Here is a 20,314-nt window from a genome sequence, read left to right as displayed (position 1 = left end):
TGTGGGCATGTACCAATCATTAATAGACGGATTGGCGGGTAAAAATATTAAGTCGCTGGCCCGTTGCATTTCTTTGGTGGAAAATGAGGCAGTGGGTTACGAACAGCTGCTGGAACAGCTTCCAGTCAGCAACCACACCAGGGTGGTAGGCATTACCGGCCCTCCCGGCGCGGGTAAAAGTACACTTGTAAACGCATTGATCACCGACTTGCTGGAACAACAGAAAAGTGTAGCCATCATTGCAGTAGACCCTTCTTCTCCATTTAATTTCGGCGCACTCCTTGGCGACCGGATCAGGATGAGTCAGCATTTCAATCACCCTCAGGTATTTATCCGCTCTATGGCCAGCAGAGGCGCTTTAGGTGGATTAAGCCCTAAAATCATAGAAGTAAGCGACCTTATCAAAGCTGCCGGCTTTGATTACCTGTTCATTGAAACAGTAGGAGTAGGACAAAGTGAAGTGGAAATTGCCGGCGTAGCAGATACCACCATTGTAGTAGTAGTACCGGAAGCCGGCGATGAAATACAAACCATGAAAGCCGGTTTGATGGAAATTGCCGACATCTTTATTGTAAATAAGGCAGACAGAGATAATGCAGATATTTTTGTGAAAAATCTTCGCCTGCTGGCGCACAGCAAGCATCATGGCGACTGGGAAATACCTGTCATCAAATCAATAGCTACCAGGCAGGAAGGCATGCACGACATTATCGATGCTATAGCCTCACATCATAAAGCTATTTCCCATCAGCAGCAAAGGCATATACAACTGCTGGCTGAAAGAGCCTGGCAACTGATACAACACCGGCGAATGAAGCATATCGTGAAACAGGAACTGCAACAGGAAATCCAACAGCTGCTGCAGAAAAAAACGTTTAACCTTTACCGTTATATAAGCACCAAAAGCCAGGCATAAATGCGTTATCTTACTTTGGTTACCAATGCTTACACCGCAGCAGCAAACGCAGACAATGCGATCGCTATGAAGCGATATCTGCGGGATCAGTTTGAGCACCTGGGCATTAAAACCCCTGACCGACGTTATATCAACGCCACGATTAAAGCACAGCACGGTTTGCCGGCAGCAGCAGATATGCCCGCACTCATAAAGGCATTATGGAAAAAACCGGAACGTGAATACCAACACGCGGCCATCGATCTGATGCAGCAGCTACGCAAGGAATGGACAGCAGCAGATATACATCTCTTTGAATACATGATTACGCACAAATCGTGGTGGGATAGCGTAGATAATGTAGTATCATTTCTGGCGGGCCCCTGGCTAAAAAAATTCAGCACAGCGCAACCCGCCATCACCAATAGCTGGATCAACAGTGATGATATGTGGCTGCAGCGCTCCGCAATCATATTTCAGAATGCTTATAAGCAACATACCAACGAACAGCTTTTATTCCGGTATATCAGGCAGCATGCGCACTCCAAAGAATTTTTTATACAGAAGGCCATTGGCTGGGCGTTGCGGGAATACTCTAAAACTAATCCTGGCAGCGTACGCGCATTTGTTGACAGTCATACGCTGGCGCCATTAAGCAGGAGAGAGGCACTCAAAAGAATTGATTAAATAATTTTTGCCTACCTTCGCCGCATGCGTTTTACTTCATTCGGCATATCTATCACCTACGCGGTGTTTAATTACGGTCTCTGATCCCCGGAGCATAGGCATGTCATGCCCTTTATATCCAATATATTTTTTCTTTTTCTTACTTTCTAAATTCAGTATTATGCCTTGGTTACTCCTTGTCATTGGTGGACTGTTTGAAATAGGTTTTACTATTTCATTAAAGTATTCCGAGAACTTTTCCAGATTGTGGCCTTCCGTCAGCTTTGTTGTGTGTATCAGTCTGAGTTTCTTTTTTCTTAACAAAGCTATTAACAGCGGGCTTCCTATCGGCACTTCCTATGCAGTGTGGACTGGTATTGGTGCAGCAGGTACTGCTATTGCCGGCATGCTGTTTTTTAAAGAACCGGCTGCCCTGTGGCGCATATTCTTCCTCGCACTCCTGATAGGATCTATTATAGGATTGAAGTTTGTATCCGCTCACGATTAAAGTTCCGGTACGGGCGCAAGGTATTTAGTTGCCTTGCGCTTTTTTATGCGAAGCGATGATATACTGTACGCCATAATACAGGCGCCTGCTACAGGCAATGCTGTATGTATATCGTGGGTTAACTCCAGTGACAGTACCACGGCCGTTAACACAGCCCGGGAAGTGCCGGCCAGCATGGCTCCCATACCGGCCAATACCAATATGCCGGTATGCACAATGAGTGAGGGGAACAGTAACTGGATCAATACACCGAGCAACAAACTTCCCGCCCCGCCGGCAATCAGCAGAGGCGTAATACCGGTGCCGGTTTTATAAGCGCCGGAGAAAAAAAGCCATGCCAGCAGTTTCATGATCGCCAATCCAAACAAAATCGCCAGTGTTACATGCGCATGCAGCAGGTCATTAATATAATAACTTCCTGTTCCAGGCACCTTCGTGGAAACATAGCTGCAGCCGCCTACCAGTATGGCAGACAGCAGCAGGTACCATCGGCTTTTCATTGTTAGCTTTCCAAACCATTTCTCTACCACGCGGAACAGTTTTGTAAATAGTCTTGCCCATAATCCTATAAGAAGACCTACAGCCAGGTAGGCCAGTATTGCATTCCCGTTTACACCTGGTACCGGATCCATGCTATATAGCGGATTGGTTCCCCGGATCAGGTAACTGCCTGTGCCGGCTATAACGGCTGCACATATTACAGGTAGTAAACCTGCGAGTGTATAAGCTGAAAAAAATATTTCGATGGCCAGGAATATCGCGGCTACCGGGGCGCCGAAGATACCGCCTAAGGTGCTGGTGATGCCGGCCACCAAAAGAATGTAACACTCTGCCGGAGAGCAGCGGAATATTTTTCCCAGCCAGTTGCCGAGGGCGCCGGTAAATATCATGGCCGGGCTTTCTGCTCCCATGGGGGCGCCGGCGCCGATAGCCACTGCAAGTCCTGATGCCTGGAGAAAAGGAGAAGCGTACCTGCCAAGCCAGGTGAGCAACAGGGCGCCCGCTACCGGTATAAATATGATCCAGATGCCTAGTTCATCATTTTCTACCCCATTTGCTTCCGGCTGCAGTTGTCCATTATACAGCAGCGACATGATAGCCGGTATTATATGACTGATGAGCCAGCCGGCGGCAACACCTGAAGCCGCTGTAATCATTGCCAGTAAGGATATATATAAACTGCGGGGCCATGCAGCGGATGCAGCGGGTGCCGTGTTATCATCAGTAACGGGTACCGGTGGGAGACCTTTTCTATTGATATCGTACAATAAATTAATCATACAGTGTGGTTATACTCAGGAGTTCCAAAGCTATTGTGTTCGGTTTACAATCGCAAATAAAATTATATTAATATATAAATACTAACGCAAAGGAATATACGCCCTGATATAATTTTTTTAGTTAGGCAACCTTATTATATTTGTAATAACCAATCCGTAAAGGAATCTAAATCAAAATCTATGAACGATGCTATGCGGCATGGCACAGCTGGCTCTGAAAACCCCCAATACCCACCGGATGCCCAAACATTAGTCAGACTGAAAAGGATGCTGCTATTCACCAATGAAGACGAGCACTATCTGATAATGGCTGGTAATATACTGGTGGCTCATACAGAGGATATATTAAATAACTGGTATGACTTTATTCTAAAGAACGATTATCTCGCTTACTATTTTACGCGGGACGGTACCCCCGACGCAAGTTATCTGGAAACGCTGCGTCCTCATTTCCGTCAATGGATCACTGGTCTCTGTACCCGGCAGGAGGGGAAGAGCTGGTGGCAGTTTGAAGAACGGATTGCTGAGCAGCTGCACCTGACACCGGGATCTGCCAGTGAACTGGAGCCATTGCCGATGGTATACCTGCGGTACTTATCTACTTTCATTTACCCGGTTTCTGAAGCAGGCAGGCCTTACCTGGACAGGTACGGGCATCCCGGGGAAGACGTAGAGCGTATGCAACAGGCCTGGTTTAAGGCCATCAGTTTCAGTGTACTGTTATGGGTATATCCTGAAACCCGGCAGCTTCCTTTTTAATATAACCGTTTACGTTAGTTGCAAAAGTATACACTATGGAAGTCGCTGTTTTCGACACGTATGTTAAAAAGAAAGATGGGAAGTTCCTGCATTTCGACATTATAGTTACCAAGGAGACCTGTTTTGAGGAAGTGCTCATATTTGGCAATGACTATTTGCAATCCAAAAGGGAAAGGGGCCTGATGGTTTCGCAGAAAGATTGCCGTTTCTGTCATATTACTGAAATAATACCGCGGTGGCAGGAACAGATCCGGCAGAAGGGCTACTATATTCATGAACTGGAGGGATGTCATTAAAAAAAAGGTGTTTCCACAAGGAATGTCACTAATATGCTATTTCCCGCCATATATTTATATTGTACCTTGCCCCACTAACTAACTATTAAGGACAGCAAGAAAATATGGGGAAAGTTTCCACATTCAGCCCCGCACAGCAGGCAGAAAACACATCTAGTAAAGTAGTGGCCTCCCTGGAGCGATTATCAGAAGCCTTCCGCGTACTATTATGGCAGGAGGCCACCCAGTATGGGCTTAGTCCCATACAGATTCAGGTGCTTACCTTTTTACTGCACTACCCGGAGGAGAAACGAACTGTTACAACTTTGGCATCGTATTTCAATATGACCAAGGCCACCATCAGTGATGCAGTGAAATCATTGGAGCAAAAGCAGTACCTGACCCGTAAGGCAAGCGCTACAGACACCCGTAGCCACACCTTGCACCTTGTAAAGGAGGGACGGGCGGTTGCTAAAAAAGTAGAGCAGTTTGCAAATCCGTTACAGGATACAGTGGACCTGCTGCCTGCCAAAGAGCAGAACGGGTTACTGGAACAACTGATGCAGCTGATCTACCAGCTTAACCAGCAAGAGGTGATTTCCACCCAGCCAATGTGCTTTAACTGCGGTTGCCTTGGCGAAAAAAAGGGCTACTATTGTAACAAGTTGAAAATCTCCCTGAACAATGGTGGTTTAAGGATCGATTGCCCTGTATTTGAACTTCGGGAAGAAGAGTAGGGTGTTATTGTATGCGTGGTAGCTGGCAGGTCATTTCATTATCTCCTGCCGCAAACCCTAATTGTTCGTACAACAAGCGTCCATCCTGACTGGTATGTAAGCTTACCTTACCGGTATTACGTGCTTTTGCCTCTGCCATTAGTTTTTGCATTAAAGCTTTTGCAATGCCTTTACGCCGGAAAGCGGGGAGCGTATACACATTCAGGATATAGGCAACTTTGCCTTCAAGGTTGTGGTACAGTGGCGGCTGGTTGTAAAAAACGATGCCGGCACTGGCCACTACCCTGCCTTCTGCTTCGGCAAACCAGTTTACAAAGGTATTTTGGGAAAGATGTTCTTTTAAGTAGACCCTGAGATGATCCTGCAATACTACATCCTGGGAAGTATCTGCCTTAGGGTAAATTTCTTTCAGAAACTGCAGCCGCAGATGCACCAACTGCGGGATATCGTTTATATCCGCCTTTCTGTAGGTAATCATAGTTTTTTGGGTTGTTCGAATTTATTTATCAGGCTTCCTTATTGCTCTTCCACCAACGGAAGGCCAGGAATCCAATAATTGCAAGCGGAGTTAAAGCCAACATCAGGATACCGTTATTCAGGCCTTTCGCCGGACCTTCGCCCAGCTGCTGCGCCGTTTTGGTACACAGTGAACACTGTGCCATTACAGATCCGCTCATCATCATTAAAACACCTGTCAGCAATAACAAACCTGCCTTCTTCATAGTATTATCATTTGATCAGACAAAATTAGGCTATCTCTCCCAAAAAAATCTGCTAAATATATCAATGGTAGTAAGGGGAAATCATGATATAAACGATCACGCCGGTAACGGCCACATAAAACCAGATAGGCCAGGTAATACGGGCAATTTTACGGTGACGGGGAATATCGTTCTGGAACCCGCGCAGCAGGGTAAAAAGCACCAGGGGCACAATAATGCCTGCCAATACAATATGGGTCAGTAAAAGGAAATAGTACAGATAACGTATGCCACCCAGCACTCCTTTTTCTGCAGCATCGAGCACACCGTTGTGGTCAATATCGCCAAAGCGCGTTTCAGGCGCCAGGGAATGGTATGTTACGTATGAAAGCAGGAAAACCGCAGATAGTGCCACCGCCACCAGGTTAGTGGTTTTATGCGCCTTTACATGGCCATTTTTGATGAAATACAGGCTGGCCAGTAACAGTACAGCCGTAGCTGTATTCAGGATCGCATGGAACAGCGGTAATATCCTGATATCAAAACCAGGGTGCATATCCGGCTTGGGTAAAACAAACAATAACGCTACCAGTGCGGGGATCGCAATCGATACAATGGTAATGGGCGTATTGAGATTTCTATCTTTAAATTCCATATCTGCTCTAATAAAAAAAGGTGAATAAAGAAAGGTGAACACCTTTTCCCTATTCACCTCTCACATAAAATTATGTATGCTACTTCTCTCCGGAGAACAGTTTTTTGAGAAAGGCCCCAAAACCCGGCCGGTGTCTTTCCTTTGCCAGATGCAGTATGGCGATATCGCCTGCGCATCTTTTTACGGCATTGGAATCCAGGCCATCGTAGTATCCCCTGATATTTCCGTTTTTGTCGATCAGCACCAGCTTTTCGGTGTGTATAAAGTCGTCTGGCCCGCCGTCTCCTTTTGTCACAGAAACAAAAAAGTCGTTTCTGGCGAGGTCATAGATTTCTTTTTTACTACCGGTCAGCAGCCACCAGTTATCGGGATTGATCTGGTAGTCATAAGCATATTTACGCAGCTTGTCTACCGTATCCCTTTCCGGGTCTACTGAAAAAGAGAGTATCTGCAGCAAAGAATCGTTCTTTACGTAGGCGCTCTGAACCTTTTTCAGGTTTTTTGTTAAAGTAGGACAGATACTTGGGCAGGAAGTAAAAAAGAAATCAACCAGTAATACTTTTCCTTCCATGTCCTTCAAACTCACCTGTTCTCCTAATTGGTTAGTCAGGTGGAAGTCGCGGATCTTATGAAAAACGGTATCGTAAGATACTTTACCATTTTCAGAGACGGTATCTACTCTTTCAGGGACGAAGTAACCCGGAACCGGCACTACATTCTTTCCATAGTGATCTACAACGAGATAACCTATAAGCGGCACCAGTATAGCCAATGATACTCCTAATAAAGCCCTGCGAGTGATGATCCTTACAATTTATCGATGAAATTAATGATGCTTTTCAGCTGGTCCAATCTTTGGTGTTTCTACCGGAGTACCTGGTTTCAGGTCTTTCCGCATATTTTTCCAGGAATCTCCTTCATAAAGGAAGGCGATAATAAACCATACAAATAACAGCAACGGAATTAGTATGGTCATGATCAGGTTTTTGATTTCATGACCTAAGTGCATGAATTCAGCAACGATATAGAAAGCTTTTACCAGGGTAAGACCGATAAAGATTGCGTTCAACATTACTCTTGGGAGGAAACCGTATTCCAGGTGTAAGAACGCCAGACCTACTTCCACCAATGTGATACACAACAGGATCCAGAACGTTCTCCAGATTGATTTAGTAGATGAATCACTATGTGCACTTTCATGCCCTGCCGCAGTATGTGTATGCTCCATTATTCTTTAAATTAATAAATTCGAAAAATTCAGATTCCAAATAATTATGACAAACCTTGTATAATGCTACCTGTTGATGATCACAGCAGGTAGAAGCAGGTGAATACAAATACCCAAACCAGATCTACAAAGTGCCAGTAGAGACCTACTTTTTCCACCATTTCATAGTGGCCTCTGTGCTCGTAAGTACCTTTCAGTACGTTAGCGAGGATAACGATATTCAGTACAACACCGGAGGTTACGTGTAAACCGTGGAAACCAGTGATGGTAAAGAAGAAGTTGGTAAAGTTAGTAGAAGCCTGTGTACCGTCCACGTTAATGAAAGGATTGCGGCCCCACCATGCACCTTCATGATACAGGTGTGTCCATTCCCAGGCCTGGCAGCTCAGGAAGGCGATACCACCAACGATGGTCCACATCAGCCATTTGGCCACGGCTTTTTTATCTCTCATGTGACCGGCATGTACTGCCAGTACCATGGTTACAGAACTCATGATGAGAATGAAAGTCATTAAGCTCACAAACATCAACGGCAATTCGGCATGGCCCATGCCAGGGAATGATTTGAAGACTTCATTCGGATCAGGCCAGGATGGGCTGGAAAACCGGATGGTACCATATGCTATCAATAATGCGCCGAAAGTGAACGCATCTGACATCAGGAAGTACCACATCATCAACTTGCCATAGCTCACATTAAAGGGAGAATATCCTCCGGCCCACCATTTTTTCTTCGCTGTAACTGCTGTATCCATTGTTAGTTTTATAAAATTTTACAAAGTTTATCTGGCGATACTTAAAAAAATTAACAGGTAAATCCACAATACATCCACAAAATGCCAGTAAGTTGCGGCCACTTCAATGGGTACCGGGCTATAGGTTCGTACACGGGTTCTGTAAGCCCTGCCAAACATAATGAGCAGTGCTACTACACCACCCAGCACGTGCAGCATGTGCACTCCTACGATTACATAAATAAAAGAAGCGGAAACAGGCCCGTTGAGGGGCAGTCCCATATTTTTCATCTGAGAAAAACCGATCCATTGACACACTGCAAACGCCACACCCAGGATAGCTGTAAGTGTGATCAGCTGTTTGTAGCGTTGCATGTTCCTTTCTTTAAACTGCTTTAAAGCCAGGTGAACTGTTAAGCTGCTTGTTAAAATGATAGCAGTGGATAACCAGAAAATATGCGGCAGTTCAAATGCCAGCCAATTTGCCTGTGATCTTTTAACAATGTAAGCACTGGTAAACCCGATAAACATCATAGTAATGCTACCCATGGCAATCCATAGGGAATATTTATGCGGATGTATTTTCTTACGTTGTTCCAGTGTCATAGTATCCATCACTCCTCTTTTCTTTTTATGCTTTATCCAGCAGTTGTGCCAGCTGAACAATAGTCAGATAAATATAAGATCCGAACATGAGCTTACGCGCTGCCGGAACATCATTTTTCCTATACAGGTTAATAGCCCTGTACAGGAAGAAGATACCTGCAAGAATAGCCACTATGGCAGAAATACTGCCCGTGATTTTCAACAGGTACGGCGCTACGCCGGCAGGAATCAGCAACAAGGTGTACATAGCTGCCTGTATGGCGGTGTACTTGTTGGGTTCTCCGCTGCCCGGTAACAATTTGAAACCTGCTCTTGCATAATCTTTATACGCAATCCAGGCGATGGCCCAGAAATGCGGGAATTGCCAGAGAAACTGAATAGCAAACAGAGACCAGCCACCTTCTGCCAGGTTATTGGCGCCTGCAGCCCAACCAATGATTGGCGGCATTGCACCTGGAATAGCACCTACCAGTACGGCAAGTGAATTCCATTTTTTCCAGGGCGTATATACAAATCCGTACAACACCAGGGAAATCAGGCTCAGGGTGCCAGCCAACCAGTTAAAGCAATATCCCATAATCAGGATACCTGCTACCCCGGTTACTACTGCCAGCGTAATCGCTTCGCCTTCGTTCATGCGCCCGGAGGGCAGGGGACGAACGGCGGTGCGGGCCATCAGCTTATCAGTATTCTTCTCCCAAATCTGGTTGATGGTATTGGCAGATCCGGAAACCAGCAAACCACCGGCAAATAATAAAAGAACTTTTATTAAGTTAAACTCCACACCAGGTACCAGCAGATAACCCACTACCGACGAAAATACCACCATAAAGGTGAGATTGAACTTCATCAGCTGAGAGTAGTCCTTCGCCTTACTGGCTACGGCGTATGATGACGACAATTTTATGGAGTTTTCTTGCAACATTTTTTTTCTAGCCACATTCCGGTTTTAAGTCCGGAACAAATTTACAAACATCACAGGGAACAAAGTTCCGGAAGGAAGATTTTTCATCTGAAAGGCTTCTTCCTGCCGGAACCCTGAACTATATCTTAGTGCGCTGATTCATTAGGTCCAATTGGCTCAGTCTGCGGAATGAAATCTCTTCCATCCTTGCTATAGTCATAAGCCCAACGGTAAACTTCAGGAATTTCGCCAGGCCAGTTACCGTGACCGGCGTGGATTGGTGTAGTCCATTCCAGGGTAGTAGCGTTCCATGGGTTCTGGGTGGTCATCTTTCTACCTTTGAAAATGCTGTAGAAGAAGTTGAACACAAACAGAAGCTGTACCGCAAATACCAGGATTACCACAATCGTGATGAATTCGTTCAGACCACCAAACTGTTTGAAGGAAGCCCAGCCGGATACATCATAGTATCTTCTTGGCATACCCGCCATACCTTCGTAGTGCATAGGCCAGAAGATCAGGTAAGCACCAATCATGGTTACCCAGAAGTGGATATAACCAATGGTTTGGTTCATAAAGCGGCCATACATTTTAGGGAACCAGTGATAGATACCGGCAAACATACCGAAGAATGCAGATACACCCATTACAATGTGGAAGTGGGCGATCACAAACATGGTATCATGCAGGTGAATATCGATAGAAGAGTTACCCAACCAGATACCTGTTAAACCACCGGAGATGAAAGTGCTCACAAAACCGATAGAGAACAGGGAAGCAGGTGTAAAGTTGATATTACCTTTCCAGATAGTAGTGATCCAGTTAAATACCTTGATAGCAGACGGAACCGCGATCAATAAGGTTAAGAGTACGAAGAATGCACCCAGGAACGGGTTCAGACCTGTTACGAACATGTGGTGCGCCCAAACCAGGAAGGCCAGGATACAGATAGCGAACAGGGAACCGATCATCGCGAGGTAACCGAAGATAGGTTTGCGTGCGCTCACCGCCAATACTTCAGATACCATACCCATTGCAGGGAGGATGATAATATATACCTCAGGGTGACCTAAGAACCAGAATAAATGTTGATAGAGGATAGCGCTACCGCCTTCGTTTGCCAGGGCTTTCCCGGCGATAAAGATATCGGACAGGTAGAAGCTGGTGCCAGCGTGACGATCCATCAGCAGCAGGATGAAGCCTGACAGCAATACAGGGAAAGACAGTACGCCCAATACAGCGGTGAAGAAGAATGACCAGATAGTCAACGGCATTTTAGTCATCGCCATACCTTTGGTACGCATATTCAGGAGCGTAGAGATATAGTTCAAACCACCCAGCAACTGAGAAACAACAAACAGTGCCATACTGGTTAACCACAAATCCACACCTACTTTAGAACCGATAGAAGCATCTCCCAGGGCGCTTAATGGCGGATACATTGTCCAACCTCCGGAAGCAGGGCCTGTTTGTACAAACAGGGATGCCATCATTACCAGGCTGGCCAGGAAGAAGAACCAGTAGCTCAGACAGTTCATGAAAGGAGAGGCCATATCACGCGCACCCACCTGCAAAGGAATCAGCAGGTTAGAGAAGGTACCGCTCAAACCGGCAGTTAATACAAAGAATACAAGGATGGTACCATGCATCGTTACCAATGCATAATAAGCTTCCGCCGAAATACGGCCACCTTTCGCCCAATGACCCAGGATGCTTTCCAGCCAGGGGAAAGTAGCATCTGGAAAACCAAGTTGCAAACGGAACAGCACAGAGAAGAAAGCACCAATGATAGCCCAAACGATACCAGTAATCAGGAATTGTTTGGCGATCATTTTATGATCCATGCTGAACACATATTTCGATATGAAACTGCCTTCATGGTGGTGCTCATGATCATGATGATCATGCGCTCCGTGCATTACCTCCTGTTGACTGTGCAATGTTGCTTCGTTACTCATAATCAGTTCGGTTTATTATAAACTAACGCCCGGGAAGTATCGTCGTTTGTCAGTTTGTCTTTATTGTTTTTAATTGTACTCCGTCAAAAATTCTTCTACGCAAAATTACAGCTTACTTAATATTAGCAGCTACGGTTTTTTGTGTGCTGTCTGCCGCAGCGCCTGCAGGAGGAGCAGCAGCTTCATGTGTCAGGCTGTAAGTAGATTTTTGTTTAGCTACCCAGGCGTCGTATTCTTCCTGAGTTTCTACTACTATCACCCCTCTCATGGAGTAGTGACCGCTACCACACATCTGATCGCAGGAAATTTCATATGTGAAATCCGGGTTACCAGTTTTTTCCTTCATTTGTTTAGTGGTGAACTTAGGCGTAAACCAGAGTGTTGTAGGAATACCTGGCACCGCATCCATTTTCATACGGAAGTGAGGTAAACCAACATCATGGATAACATCGCGGGAGCCGATTACAAATTTAACCGGTTTGCCCACTACCAGGTGTACTTCGGTAGGCATGAAATCGTCCTTATTCAGCGGATCGTTCCAGTCCAGGCCTAATTCGTTTCCAGCGGTAGGGTCAATATTTTTAAAGTCGCGGCGACCGAGCTGACCATCTTTACCAGGGTAGCGAAAGATCCAGTTAAATTGTTTACCGGTAACTTCTACTACTGTTGCATCTTTTGGAGCATCGGAAGTCAGTTGGAACCAGTGTTTCAAACCAAAAGCTACCAGTACGGTTAAAGCGATGGCCGGAATAACGGTCCAGATAACTTCCAGTTTATTATTGTGCGGAAAATAGAATGCTTTGCGGCCTTCTTTTTCCTGGTATTTAAATGCGAACCAGAACAAAGCGATCTGGGTAAGAACGAACACCACGCCGGTGATGGCCAGTGTTACATAAATGAGGGTGTCTACGCCTTCTCCCTGTTCTGAAGCAGATTCGCCCAGGATTTTGCCTTTCAGCAAATCGTTACAGTAGTACACTCCTATAAGCCCCAGCACCAGGAATGCAATCAGCAGGAAACCATTTATACGGTTACTTTGCTCGCGCGCTTTCTTTTCTCCCTTCAATATGGACACATATTCGCTCGCCTTCGCAATCTGGAAGATGACTATGAATATGAGAACAACAACTAAGACTGCTAAAAATCCTGACATTGCTATATGAAATAATTAAGTTATCTAATGCTTTTCTATTGCCTAATCTCCTTGATCACCTGTTAGGTGTGGTGAACGATACTTTCTTTCAGGTAAGGATGATTTTTCGGAACCAGTGCCGCTTTAGTCAGCTGGTTGGATACCAGGAAAATGATCAGTCCCACAAAACCAAGTCCGAGTCCGAATTCATACCAGGGGAATACCAGGGTTTTAACAGTACCTGGAGAAACCATCTGCCAGAAATCCAGCCAGTGACCGAAGATGATCACGATAGCGATGAATACGATGGCAGTATAATTACGTTTGGTGTCCCTTTTCATCAGGAACAGTAACGGCGTTACAAAGTTGATCAGGAGGTTCAGGAAGAAAATTGGTCTCCACTGGCCCCAAACACGTGGCTGGAAGTATTCAGTTTCTTCCGGCATGTTGGCGTACCAGATCAGCATATACTGGGAGAACCAGAGGTAAGTCCAGAAGATGCTGAAGGCAAACATGAATTTACCCAGGTCATGCAGGTGTTCTTCTGTTACATAAGAGAGATAACCATGTTTCTTGAGATATACAACAAACAGTGCTATCAGTGCCAGACCGGATACCCAGGTACTGGCGAAAGTGTACCAGCTGTACATGGTAGAGAACCAGTGTGCATCGATGCTCATTAACCATATCCATGGGGTGGTAGAACCAACGCTGAGGGTGAAAACTACGAGGAAACCACCGCAAACAACGGTATTTCTCCAGAGTAATTTACGACCTGTTTCAGGGCGCAGATCCCATCCATCTTCTTCGATAGACATTTTACGAAGCTTCAGGGTAAAGAATATCCAGAGGCCCAGTGTGAGGATGGTAGCAACTGTAAAGAATCCTTTGTTCAGGAAAGCGGATTTCCAGGTCAGGATTTTATCTTCTGCTACGTGGTGAGCATTTACCCAGTGGTAGATATCATCTCTTCCACCAAACACCAGGATCATTACTACTACAAATAAAATGGCAGACAGCACAGGAACGGCCATTGAAATAGCTTCAGGTACACGGCGGAAACCAATCTGCCAGCCCCCATGCGCCAGGGTAGTAGCAGCTATAAAGAAGGTGCTCGCCAATGTAATCAGCAAAAAGAAGCTGCTGTTTTGCAACAGACCGGCCCAAAACCGTGTCGCGTTCTCACCATGAAACGCAATTAATCCGATCAATAACGTCAGCAAGCCCACGCCCATTAACACGAAGCTGGTCTTTTTTAATCTTGCCGGTACTACAAATTGGTCTTTCATTACTGTATATTAAAATACTTGATTGAAATTCAGTTTAACTCATTTATTTAGCCGCAGTGCTATCATTAGCAGGAGCAGCAGTCGGGGCGGCAGCACCTGGCTGTTTGCTTCTGATATAAGCCGCAATCGTCCAGCGTTGTGCCCTGTCGAGCTGGCTGGCGTAGCTACCCATCATGTTGTAACCGTAGGTCATTACATGAAACAGGCGACCTTCTGTGTAACCGGATTTTGCACCGGCTATCAGATTAGCAGGAGCTGCAGAAAAAGGTCCGGTACCATCTTTATAGAGAGGACCATTACCATCCAAAGCAGTACCATGACAGATACCACAGTAGATATTAAATAAACGTTCGCCTTCTTTAAGATCAGTTGGCGTAATAGTTAATGGATTCTTCACCAGATTAGCCAGTGCCGTATCAGCTTCTTTCAGATGATATGGCAAAAGTTCACCTCTTTTTACTGTTCCTTCCACTGGCTTCAGGCCTGACAAACGAGCACTATAAAATTCATACGCACGGGATTCGTACATGTCTGGCATATAAATCCTGCCGGGCTTTCTGTTATGCTCCCCTCTGTTACAGGCTGCCAGGAAAGCTCCAGTTGCCAATGCGGCTACAATCAATATGTTGGAAGTCCTTTTCATCAGAAATTATTTATCTAGCTTTCATTAGTTCTTGCTTGCTCAAATCCTAATGTCGCAACTGTATGTTTTAGCTGTTATTATAATTAAGCGTTTGCAGTCTGAATCTTACGCAGATAAGGTTCATCATCCTTATCATATCTTCCGAACCACCATCCTGCTTCTGCTTTTTGCTCATTGATACCCTGAGCGCCGGCAGCAGCGAGGAAGCTCTTTACTTCTTCCGCATTTGTTTTTTCTGTCAGCTCTATTACCATTACAAACTTATCGTCTGTTTGTCCGGGGTGGAAAATGTGTTTCTTCACACCTGGCATCAGCTGGCAGAGATAACAGAAAGTCATCACCATTCCTACCGCTGCAAATAATACGGTCAGCTCAAAAGTGATAGGAATAAATGCAGGCAACGGGAAATGTGGTTTACCACCAATGTTCAGCGGCCAGTCTACGTTAAATACCCAACTCATGAAGGATAATGCGGTAGTAGTACCGGTGATACCATATATGAAACCGGCTGTGTGCAGACTGGTTTCTCTTAAACCCATTGCATGATCGAGGCCGTGAACAGGAAAAGGAGTGTATACATCGTGCAATTTGTATCCTGCAGTGCGTACTTTCTTTACTGCCGGAAACAACACTGCCTCATCGTCAAACAAGCCTACAACAAATTTTTTAACAGCCATATATTTAAAAATTCAAATTCCAGGTAATAAATTCTCTTGATTCGTCTATTAGTGTGCGTGTGCTACGTCGTGTGCAAATTTCTCTGCCGGCTCTTCTTCGTACACCACCATTTTCTCTTTGTAGTTCTCACCGGAAGTTTTCAGAATTGACTTGATTTCAGCCAGTGCAATTACAGGGAAGTATTTAGCAAACAGGAAATAGCAGGTAAAGAACAGACCAAATGTACCCATGTAGAAACCTACTTCAGGCCAGGATGGACGATAGTAAGCCCAGCTGGATGGCAGGTAATCGCGGTACAGGGAAGTACAGATGATTACGAAACGCTCAAACCACATACCGATGTTTACGATGATAGACATAACGAAAGTTACCGCTACGCTTCTTCTCATTTTGCGGAACCAGAACACCTGCGGAGTGATTACGTTACAGGTCATCATGATCCAGTAAGACCAACCCAGCGGGCCGGCAGCGCGGTATTTAAAGAATGTGGCGAACTCGTAAGGGTTAGCGCCGTACCATGCCATGAATAACTCAGTCAGGTAAGCACAACCAACCACAGAACCGGTCAGTACAATTACCTTGTTCATGGCTTCCATGTGGCCCAGGGTAATGTATTCTTCCAGGTGTAATATTTTACGTGTAATGATCAGCAGTGTTTGTACCATCGCAAACCCGGAGAAGATCGCACCCGCCACGAAGTAAGGAGGGAAGATGGTAGTATGCCAACCAGGAATTACAGAGGTAGCAAAGTCAAAAGATACGATAGTGTGTACAGACAGTACCAATGGTGTTGCCAAACCTGCCAGTACCAGCGACAGTGCTTCATGACGTTGCCAGTGTTTGGTAGAACCGGTCCATCCGAAAGCAGCTACACCATATAACAGCTTGCGCAGTTTGGTTTTAGCTCTGTCACGTACGCTGGCGAAATCCGGTAATAAACCGGAGTACCAGAACAGGAGTGATACGGTAAAGTAAGTAGAGATCGCAAATACGTCCCAGAGGAGCGGAGAGTTGAAGTTAACCCATACCGGACCGCGGGTGTTAGGGTAAGGCAGGATGAAAAATGCCATCCATACACGACCCATGTGAATAATCGGGAACTGGCCGGCGCACATTACCGCGAAGATCGTCATCGCTTCTGCCGCACGGTTCACCCCTGTACGCCAACCCTGGCGGAACAGCAGGAGGATCGCAGAGATCAGGGTACCGGCGTGACCAATACCTACCCACCATACGAAGTTGGTGATATCCCAACCCCAACCGATGGTCTTGTTCAGATTCCATACTCCGACACCGAAATAGATCTGCCAGAACACTGAAAATGCGCCGAAGCCCAACAGTGTCAGGGAGATGAAAAAGCCTACATACCACAGTGTTCCAGGCTTCCCTTCAATGGGACTAATGATATCTTCCGTTACCTGGTGATAATCCTTAACCCCGTCTACCAAAGGTTCTCTCAGTGTGGATTCGTATTTTAAATGCATATTCTATAAGCTTTTAGCTGCTAGCTTCTAGCTACTAGCCCTTGTCTTTTGTTATGATCTCAGATTCTGTAACTTCTTTCTGTCTTTATCTCCTAACGATTTCCTGTTAAGATCTCTTACGCGTGATGCGCTTCTTCCTTATGAGCAGATTCTTTCTCTGCCTTTGGAGCTGCATCCTTGTTTCTGATCTTAGCCAGGTAGCTGATAGAAGGCAGTACGTGTGTTTCTTCCAACACATAATACAACCTGTCGGTCTGCATTTCGTTGCGGATCTTATAGATTTCGCTGTTCTTGTCGTTGATGTTACCGAATACGATCGCATCAGCGCCACAAGCTTGCTGGCAGGCGGTTTTAGCAGCACCATCTTTCAATGGGTGACCAGCTTTCTTCGCATCCAGTTTAGCTTCCTGCAGACGTTGTACGCAGAAGGAACATTTTTCCATCACACCACGGCTACGAACCACTACGTCAGGGTTCAGCACCATACGGGTGAGGTTATCGTTCATATCTGCCACATCGTAGAGGTTGTTTTCAAAGCTGTCCGCACCGTTCCAGTCTCTCCAGTTGAGGCGACGTACTTTATAAGGACAGTTGTTTGCGCAGTAACGGGTACCGATACAACGGTTGTAAGCCATCTGGTTAATACCTTCAGAGCTGTGGTTGGTAGCGCCAACCGGACAAACGTTTTCGCAAGGCGCGTTATCGCAGTGCTGACACAGCATTGGCTGGAACACTACTTCCGGATTTTCCTCATCGCCGCTGAAGTAACGGTCGATACGGATCCAGTGCATTTCGTGCGCTTTTGCTACTTCTTCGCGACCTACAACAGAAACGTTGTTTTCAGCCTGGCAGGCAATCGTACACGCTCCGCAACCGAAACAGGTGTTCAGGTCGATAGACATGCCCCATTTGATACCAGGATAGCTATAGTTAGGATACAGGGTAGCATCCTTACGGAAATCAGCACCAAATTTCTTCAGCTCCAGCCTGTCTTCGTTCACCTCCTTAGGGTTCTTAATGAACTCTTCCAGGGTGGTTTCTTTAACGATAGGACGGCCTTCGTAGCTGTTATGTGTTTGTGTTAAAGCAACAATTTCTTTGGTACCGGTAGCATCAACAGATGCGTCGGTAGTGAAGTAGTCAAAAGTCTGACCATTGAAGCTTACAAAAGGATAAGCGTTTTTACCGATACCACCGGCAGCTCTTCCTACTTTTTCACCACGGCCGTAACCTACTGCGATAGCGATTACTTCCGGGTGCATACCAGGAACAATCAGCAATGGCAGTTCAATTTCCTTACCGTTGGATTTTACTTTCAGTACTTTCTTCTCAGCATTGATTTCGTAGTCATCACCTAACTGAGTAGAGAAGGTTTTAGCCAGTTTGTTGGAGATACAAGCGTAGTTGCCCCAGGTAGAGCGGGTAATTGGATCCGGCATTTCCTGTAACCAGGGGTTGTTAGCCAGTTTACCGCTACCGATCGCTACTTTTTCGTACAGTACCAGTTCCAGTTTACCACCTTTCTTGCCACTGTTGATTTTACCTGCCGCACCAGCAATGTCGCCGGCGAAAGAGGCACCTCCTAAAGCAGGAGCAGCAGCTGGTTCAACCACACCATCCTGTAATGCTTTATCCCATGCTTCCTGTCCGCCCAGTTTGCTGATCCACTCGTTTTTCAGGTAATCAGCCCAGGCAGTGGTGTTGCCAGCCCAGGTGAGGAAAGTATCCTGTACCGCGCGTGTTTTGAACAGTGGGAGGATAGTAGGCTGCGCAAAGCTATAGTAGCCTGTTCTGCCTTCTGCATCATTCCAGCTTTCGAGGAAATGATGATCAGGCGCAACATATTTACACAGTTCAGTTGTTTCGTCGTTTCTTTCGTTGAAGGAAACGGTGAGTTTTACTTTCTTCAGGCCTTCCGCGAATTTGGCTGACTCGAAGTAGTCATAAACCGGGTTAGTGCCCAGTACCAGTACAGCACCGATGCTGCCTGCGTTCATGTCACTTACCAGTTTGGTCATATCGCTATCGATACCCTGACGGTAGTTGGAAGGGGATGCGAAATCGATAGTAGTACCATTAGCGCCGATGATGTTATTGATGGCGTTTACAATGGTTTGTACATTTACATCGTTAGAACCACTAACTACCAGTGCTTTACCAGCGTTAGCCTTCAGTTCTTTCGCTGCTTTCTGTATACCGTCTGCCACACGCTTGTCAGCAATTGCAGGAGCGGTTACGCTGCCGCCTACTGCTGCCAGCAGTGCCAGTGCGATGGCACCGGATTCAGATGGTTTGTGTGTATATCTTTCGTCTGCGTTTGCACCGGTGAGGCTCATATGGCTTTCGAACGCGAAAAGCTTAGACATTTCGGGTTTCTGCGCATTGATCTTACGGGTTTGAGCAAACTGGCGGGCGTATTCAACAGGGTTGAGCCAGGTTCCGATAAAGTCAGCTCCCAGACTCACTATCGCTTTGGCATTTTCAAAGTGGTAGGACGGGATAACTCTTTTACCGTAAGCTGCTTCGTTTGCCTGCAGCATACCAGAGTATGAAACTGCATCGTATACTACGTGGCGTGAGTTTGGATATTTAGCCAGGAACTCGCCGATTACCTTTTTGGTAGTGGGGCTGAGTAAGGTAGCGCTTAATAAAACAACAGGAGCACCGCCTAATCCGGCCAGTGCTGCACCTACTTGTTTATCCAGTTCTGCCCAGGTAGTTTCCGTACCGCCGATAGAGGGGAAACGGAGACGGGCAGTATCATACAGGCTCAATACAGCTCCTTGTACTCTGGCAGAAGTAGCCCCCTGTGTGATAGATGATAAAGTATTTCCTTCCAGTTTGATAGGACGACCTTCACGGGTTTTCACCACAACCGGTACATATTCTCCATCAATGGAATAGGAAGAAGCATAATAATTGGCTACGCCCGGGGTAATTTCTTCCGGTTTGTTTACATACGGAATAGCTTTCTTAACGGGGGTTTCACAGCTGGCAGCGATAGCGGCAGCAGCAGTGGTGAAGCCCAGATATTTAAGAAAATCCCTGCGGGGGGTAGTAGCATTCAACAGGCCTTCACTCTCGAACGGCAGTTCTTCACTGAATTCGTTCTTCACAATTTCCTGATGCGCATCGGTATTGTGCAACTCCTCCAAGCCTTTCCAATACTTTTTTTGCTCCAT

General features: G+C 45.9%; 22 protein-coding genes. 6 read left to right on the top strand and 16 right to left on the bottom strand.

Annotated elements, in window-relative coordinates:
- The first annotated feature begins 7 nt into the window (after positions 1 to 7).
- From meaB to KE626_RS02280, 3 genes are all read left to right on the top strand, one after another.
- Positions 8 to 916 (top strand): methylmalonyl Co-A mutase-associated GTPase MeaB, encoded by a 909-nt coding sequence (gene meaB / locus KE626_RS02290; RefSeq protein WP_211971261.1) that lies wholly within the window; start codon positions 8 to 10, stop codon positions 914 to 916.
- Positions 917 to 1,582 carry a DNA alkylation repair protein gene (locus KE626_RS02285; RefSeq protein WP_211971260.1) on the top strand — a complete coding sequence of 222 codons (666 nt, stop codon included), beginning with the start codon at positions 917 to 919 and terminating at the stop codon, positions 1,580 to 1,582.
- A 160-nt stretch (positions 1,583 to 1,742) separates the two neighbouring features.
- A complete protein-coding gene (locus KE626_RS02280; protein WP_211971259.1) occupies positions 1,743 to 2,069 on the top strand; it encodes a DMT family transporter in 327 nt (108 codons plus the stop codon).
- Here the strand turns inward: KE626_RS02280 and KE626_RS02275 are convergent.
- Positions 2,066 to 3,349, bottom strand: a complete 1,284-nt coding sequence (locus tag KE626_RS02275) for a chloride channel protein (RefSeq protein ID WP_211971258.1) — start codon at positions 3,347 to 3,349, stop codon at positions 2,066 to 2,068. The two genes, KE626_RS02280 and KE626_RS02275, sit on opposite strands and share 4 nt — an antisense overlap.
- A gap of 180 nt (positions 3,350 to 3,529) precedes the next feature.
- On the opposite strand from KE626_RS02275, the gene KE626_RS02270 reads away from it, so the two are divergent.
- The 3 genes from KE626_RS02270 to KE626_RS02260 all read left to right on the top strand — a co-directional run bounded on the left by KE626_RS02270 (position 3,530) and on the right by KE626_RS02260 (position 5,120).
- A complete protein-coding gene (locus tag KE626_RS02270; protein WP_211971257.1) occupies positions 3,530 to 4,108 on the top strand; it encodes a protoglobin domain-containing protein in 579 nt (192 codons plus the stop codon).
- Between the two features lie 35 nt (positions 4,109 to 4,143).
- On the top strand, positions 4,144 to 4,404 hold the full coding sequence (locus KE626_RS02265; RefSeq protein ID WP_211971256.1) for a DUF2024 family protein: 261 nt from the start codon (positions 4,144 to 4,146) through the stop codon (positions 4,402 to 4,404).
- Positions 4,405 to 4,508: 104 nt separating this feature from the next.
- Positions 4,509 to 5,120 (top strand): MarR family winged helix-turn-helix transcriptional regulator, encoded by a 612-nt coding sequence (locus tag KE626_RS02260; RefSeq protein ID WP_211971255.1) that lies wholly within the window; start codon positions 4,509 to 4,511, stop codon positions 5,118 to 5,120.
- A 4-nt stretch (positions 5,121 to 5,124) separates the two neighbouring features.
- Here KE626_RS02260 and KE626_RS02255 read toward each other — a convergent pair whose 3' ends face one another.
- The 15 genes from KE626_RS02255 to KE626_RS02185 all read right to left on the bottom strand — a co-directional run bounded on the left by KE626_RS02255 (position 5,125) and on the right by KE626_RS02185 (position 20,314).
- Positions 5,125 to 5,598, bottom strand: coding sequence for a GNAT family N-acetyltransferase (locus KE626_RS02255; protein WP_211971254.1), 474 nt, complete (start codon positions 5,596 to 5,598; stop codon positions 5,125 to 5,127).
- Positions 5,599 to 5,626: 28 nt separating this feature from the next.
- Positions 5,627 to 5,842 carry a hypothetical protein gene (locus KE626_RS02250; RefSeq protein WP_211971253.1) on the bottom strand — a complete coding sequence of 72 codons (216 nt, stop codon included), beginning with the start codon at positions 5,840 to 5,842 and terminating at the stop codon, positions 5,627 to 5,629.
- A 61-nt stretch (positions 5,843 to 5,903) separates the two neighbouring features.
- Complete coding sequence (locus KE626_RS02245; protein ID WP_211971252.1) at positions 5,904 to 6,476, bottom strand: DUF420 domain-containing protein; 573 nt, start codon at positions 6,474 to 6,476, stop codon at positions 5,904 to 5,906.
- A 79-nt stretch (positions 6,477 to 6,555) separates the two neighbouring features.
- On the bottom strand, positions 6,556 to 7,248 hold the full coding sequence (locus KE626_RS02240; RefSeq protein ID WP_211971251.1) for an SCO family protein: 693 nt from the start codon (positions 7,246 to 7,248) through the stop codon (positions 6,556 to 6,558).
- A gap of 54 nt (positions 7,249 to 7,302) precedes the next feature.
- Positions 7,303 to 7,704 (bottom strand): cytochrome C oxidase subunit IV family protein, encoded by a 402-nt coding sequence (locus tag KE626_RS02235; RefSeq protein ID WP_211971250.1) that lies wholly within the window; start codon positions 7,702 to 7,704, stop codon positions 7,303 to 7,305.
- Between the two features lie 80 nt (positions 7,705 to 7,784).
- A complete protein-coding gene (locus tag KE626_RS02230) occupies positions 7,785 to 8,459 on the bottom strand; it encodes a cytochrome c oxidase subunit 3 (RefSeq protein WP_211971249.1) in 675 nt (224 codons plus the stop codon).
- Between the two features lie 27 nt (positions 8,460 to 8,486).
- Positions 8,487 to 9,053 carry a cytochrome c oxidase subunit 3 gene (locus tag KE626_RS02225; RefSeq protein WP_211971248.1) on the bottom strand — a complete coding sequence of 189 codons (567 nt, stop codon included), beginning with the start codon at positions 9,051 to 9,053 and terminating at the stop codon, positions 8,487 to 8,489.
- A gap of 16 nt (positions 9,054 to 9,069) precedes the next feature.
- Positions 9,070 to 9,945 carry a heme o synthase gene (gene cyoE / locus KE626_RS02220; RefSeq protein ID WP_249207207.1) on the bottom strand — a complete coding sequence of 292 codons (876 nt, stop codon included), beginning with the start codon at positions 9,943 to 9,945 and terminating at the stop codon, positions 9,070 to 9,072.
- Positions 9,946 to 10,094: 149 nt separating this feature from the next.
- Entirely contained in the window at positions 10,095 to 11,906 is a 1,812-nt protein-coding gene (locus KE626_RS02215; RefSeq protein WP_211971246.1) for a cytochrome c oxidase subunit I, read from the bottom strand.
- Between the two features lie 112 nt (positions 11,907 to 12,018).
- The gene (locus tag KE626_RS02210) at positions 12,019 to 13,059 is read right to left on the bottom strand and encodes a cytochrome c oxidase subunit II (RefSeq protein WP_211971245.1); all 1,041 of its coding nucleotides are present in this window, start codon (positions 13,057 to 13,059) and stop codon (positions 12,019 to 12,021) included.
- Positions 13,060 to 13,121: 62 nt separating this feature from the next.
- Complete coding sequence (locus KE626_RS02205; RefSeq protein ID WP_211971244.1) at positions 13,122 to 14,327, bottom strand: quinol:cytochrome C oxidoreductase; 1,206 nt, start codon at positions 14,325 to 14,327, stop codon at positions 13,122 to 13,124.
- Between the two features lie 43 nt (positions 14,328 to 14,370).
- Complete coding sequence (locus tag KE626_RS02200; protein WP_211971243.1) at positions 14,371 to 14,970, bottom strand: c-type cytochrome; 600 nt, start codon at positions 14,968 to 14,970, stop codon at positions 14,371 to 14,373.
- Between the two features lie 83 nt (positions 14,971 to 15,053).
- Positions 15,054 to 15,647 (bottom strand): DUF3341 domain-containing protein, encoded by a 594-nt coding sequence (locus tag KE626_RS02195; protein ID WP_211971242.1) that lies wholly within the window; start codon positions 15,645 to 15,647, stop codon positions 15,054 to 15,056.
- A 48-nt stretch (positions 15,648 to 15,695) separates the two neighbouring features.
- A complete protein-coding gene (nrfD, locus tag KE626_RS02190) occupies positions 15,696 to 17,132 on the bottom strand; it encodes an NrfD/PsrC family molybdoenzyme membrane anchor subunit (protein WP_211971241.1) in 1,437 nt (478 codons plus the stop codon).
- A gap of 116 nt (positions 17,133 to 17,248) precedes the next feature.
- The gene (locus tag KE626_RS02185) at positions 17,249 to 20,314 is read right to left on the bottom strand and encodes a TAT-variant-translocated molybdopterin oxidoreductase (protein WP_211971240.1); all 3,066 of its coding nucleotides are present in this window, start codon (positions 20,312 to 20,314) and stop codon (positions 17,249 to 17,251) included.

Source organism: Chitinophaga hostae, from assembly GCF_018224885.1.
GTDB lineage: Bacteria > Bacteroidota > Bacteroidia > Chitinophagales > Chitinophagaceae > Chitinophaga > Chitinophaga hostae.
The sequence above is the reverse complement of the archived record's forward strand: the minus strand, read 5'-3'. Positions and strand labels throughout refer to the sequence as shown.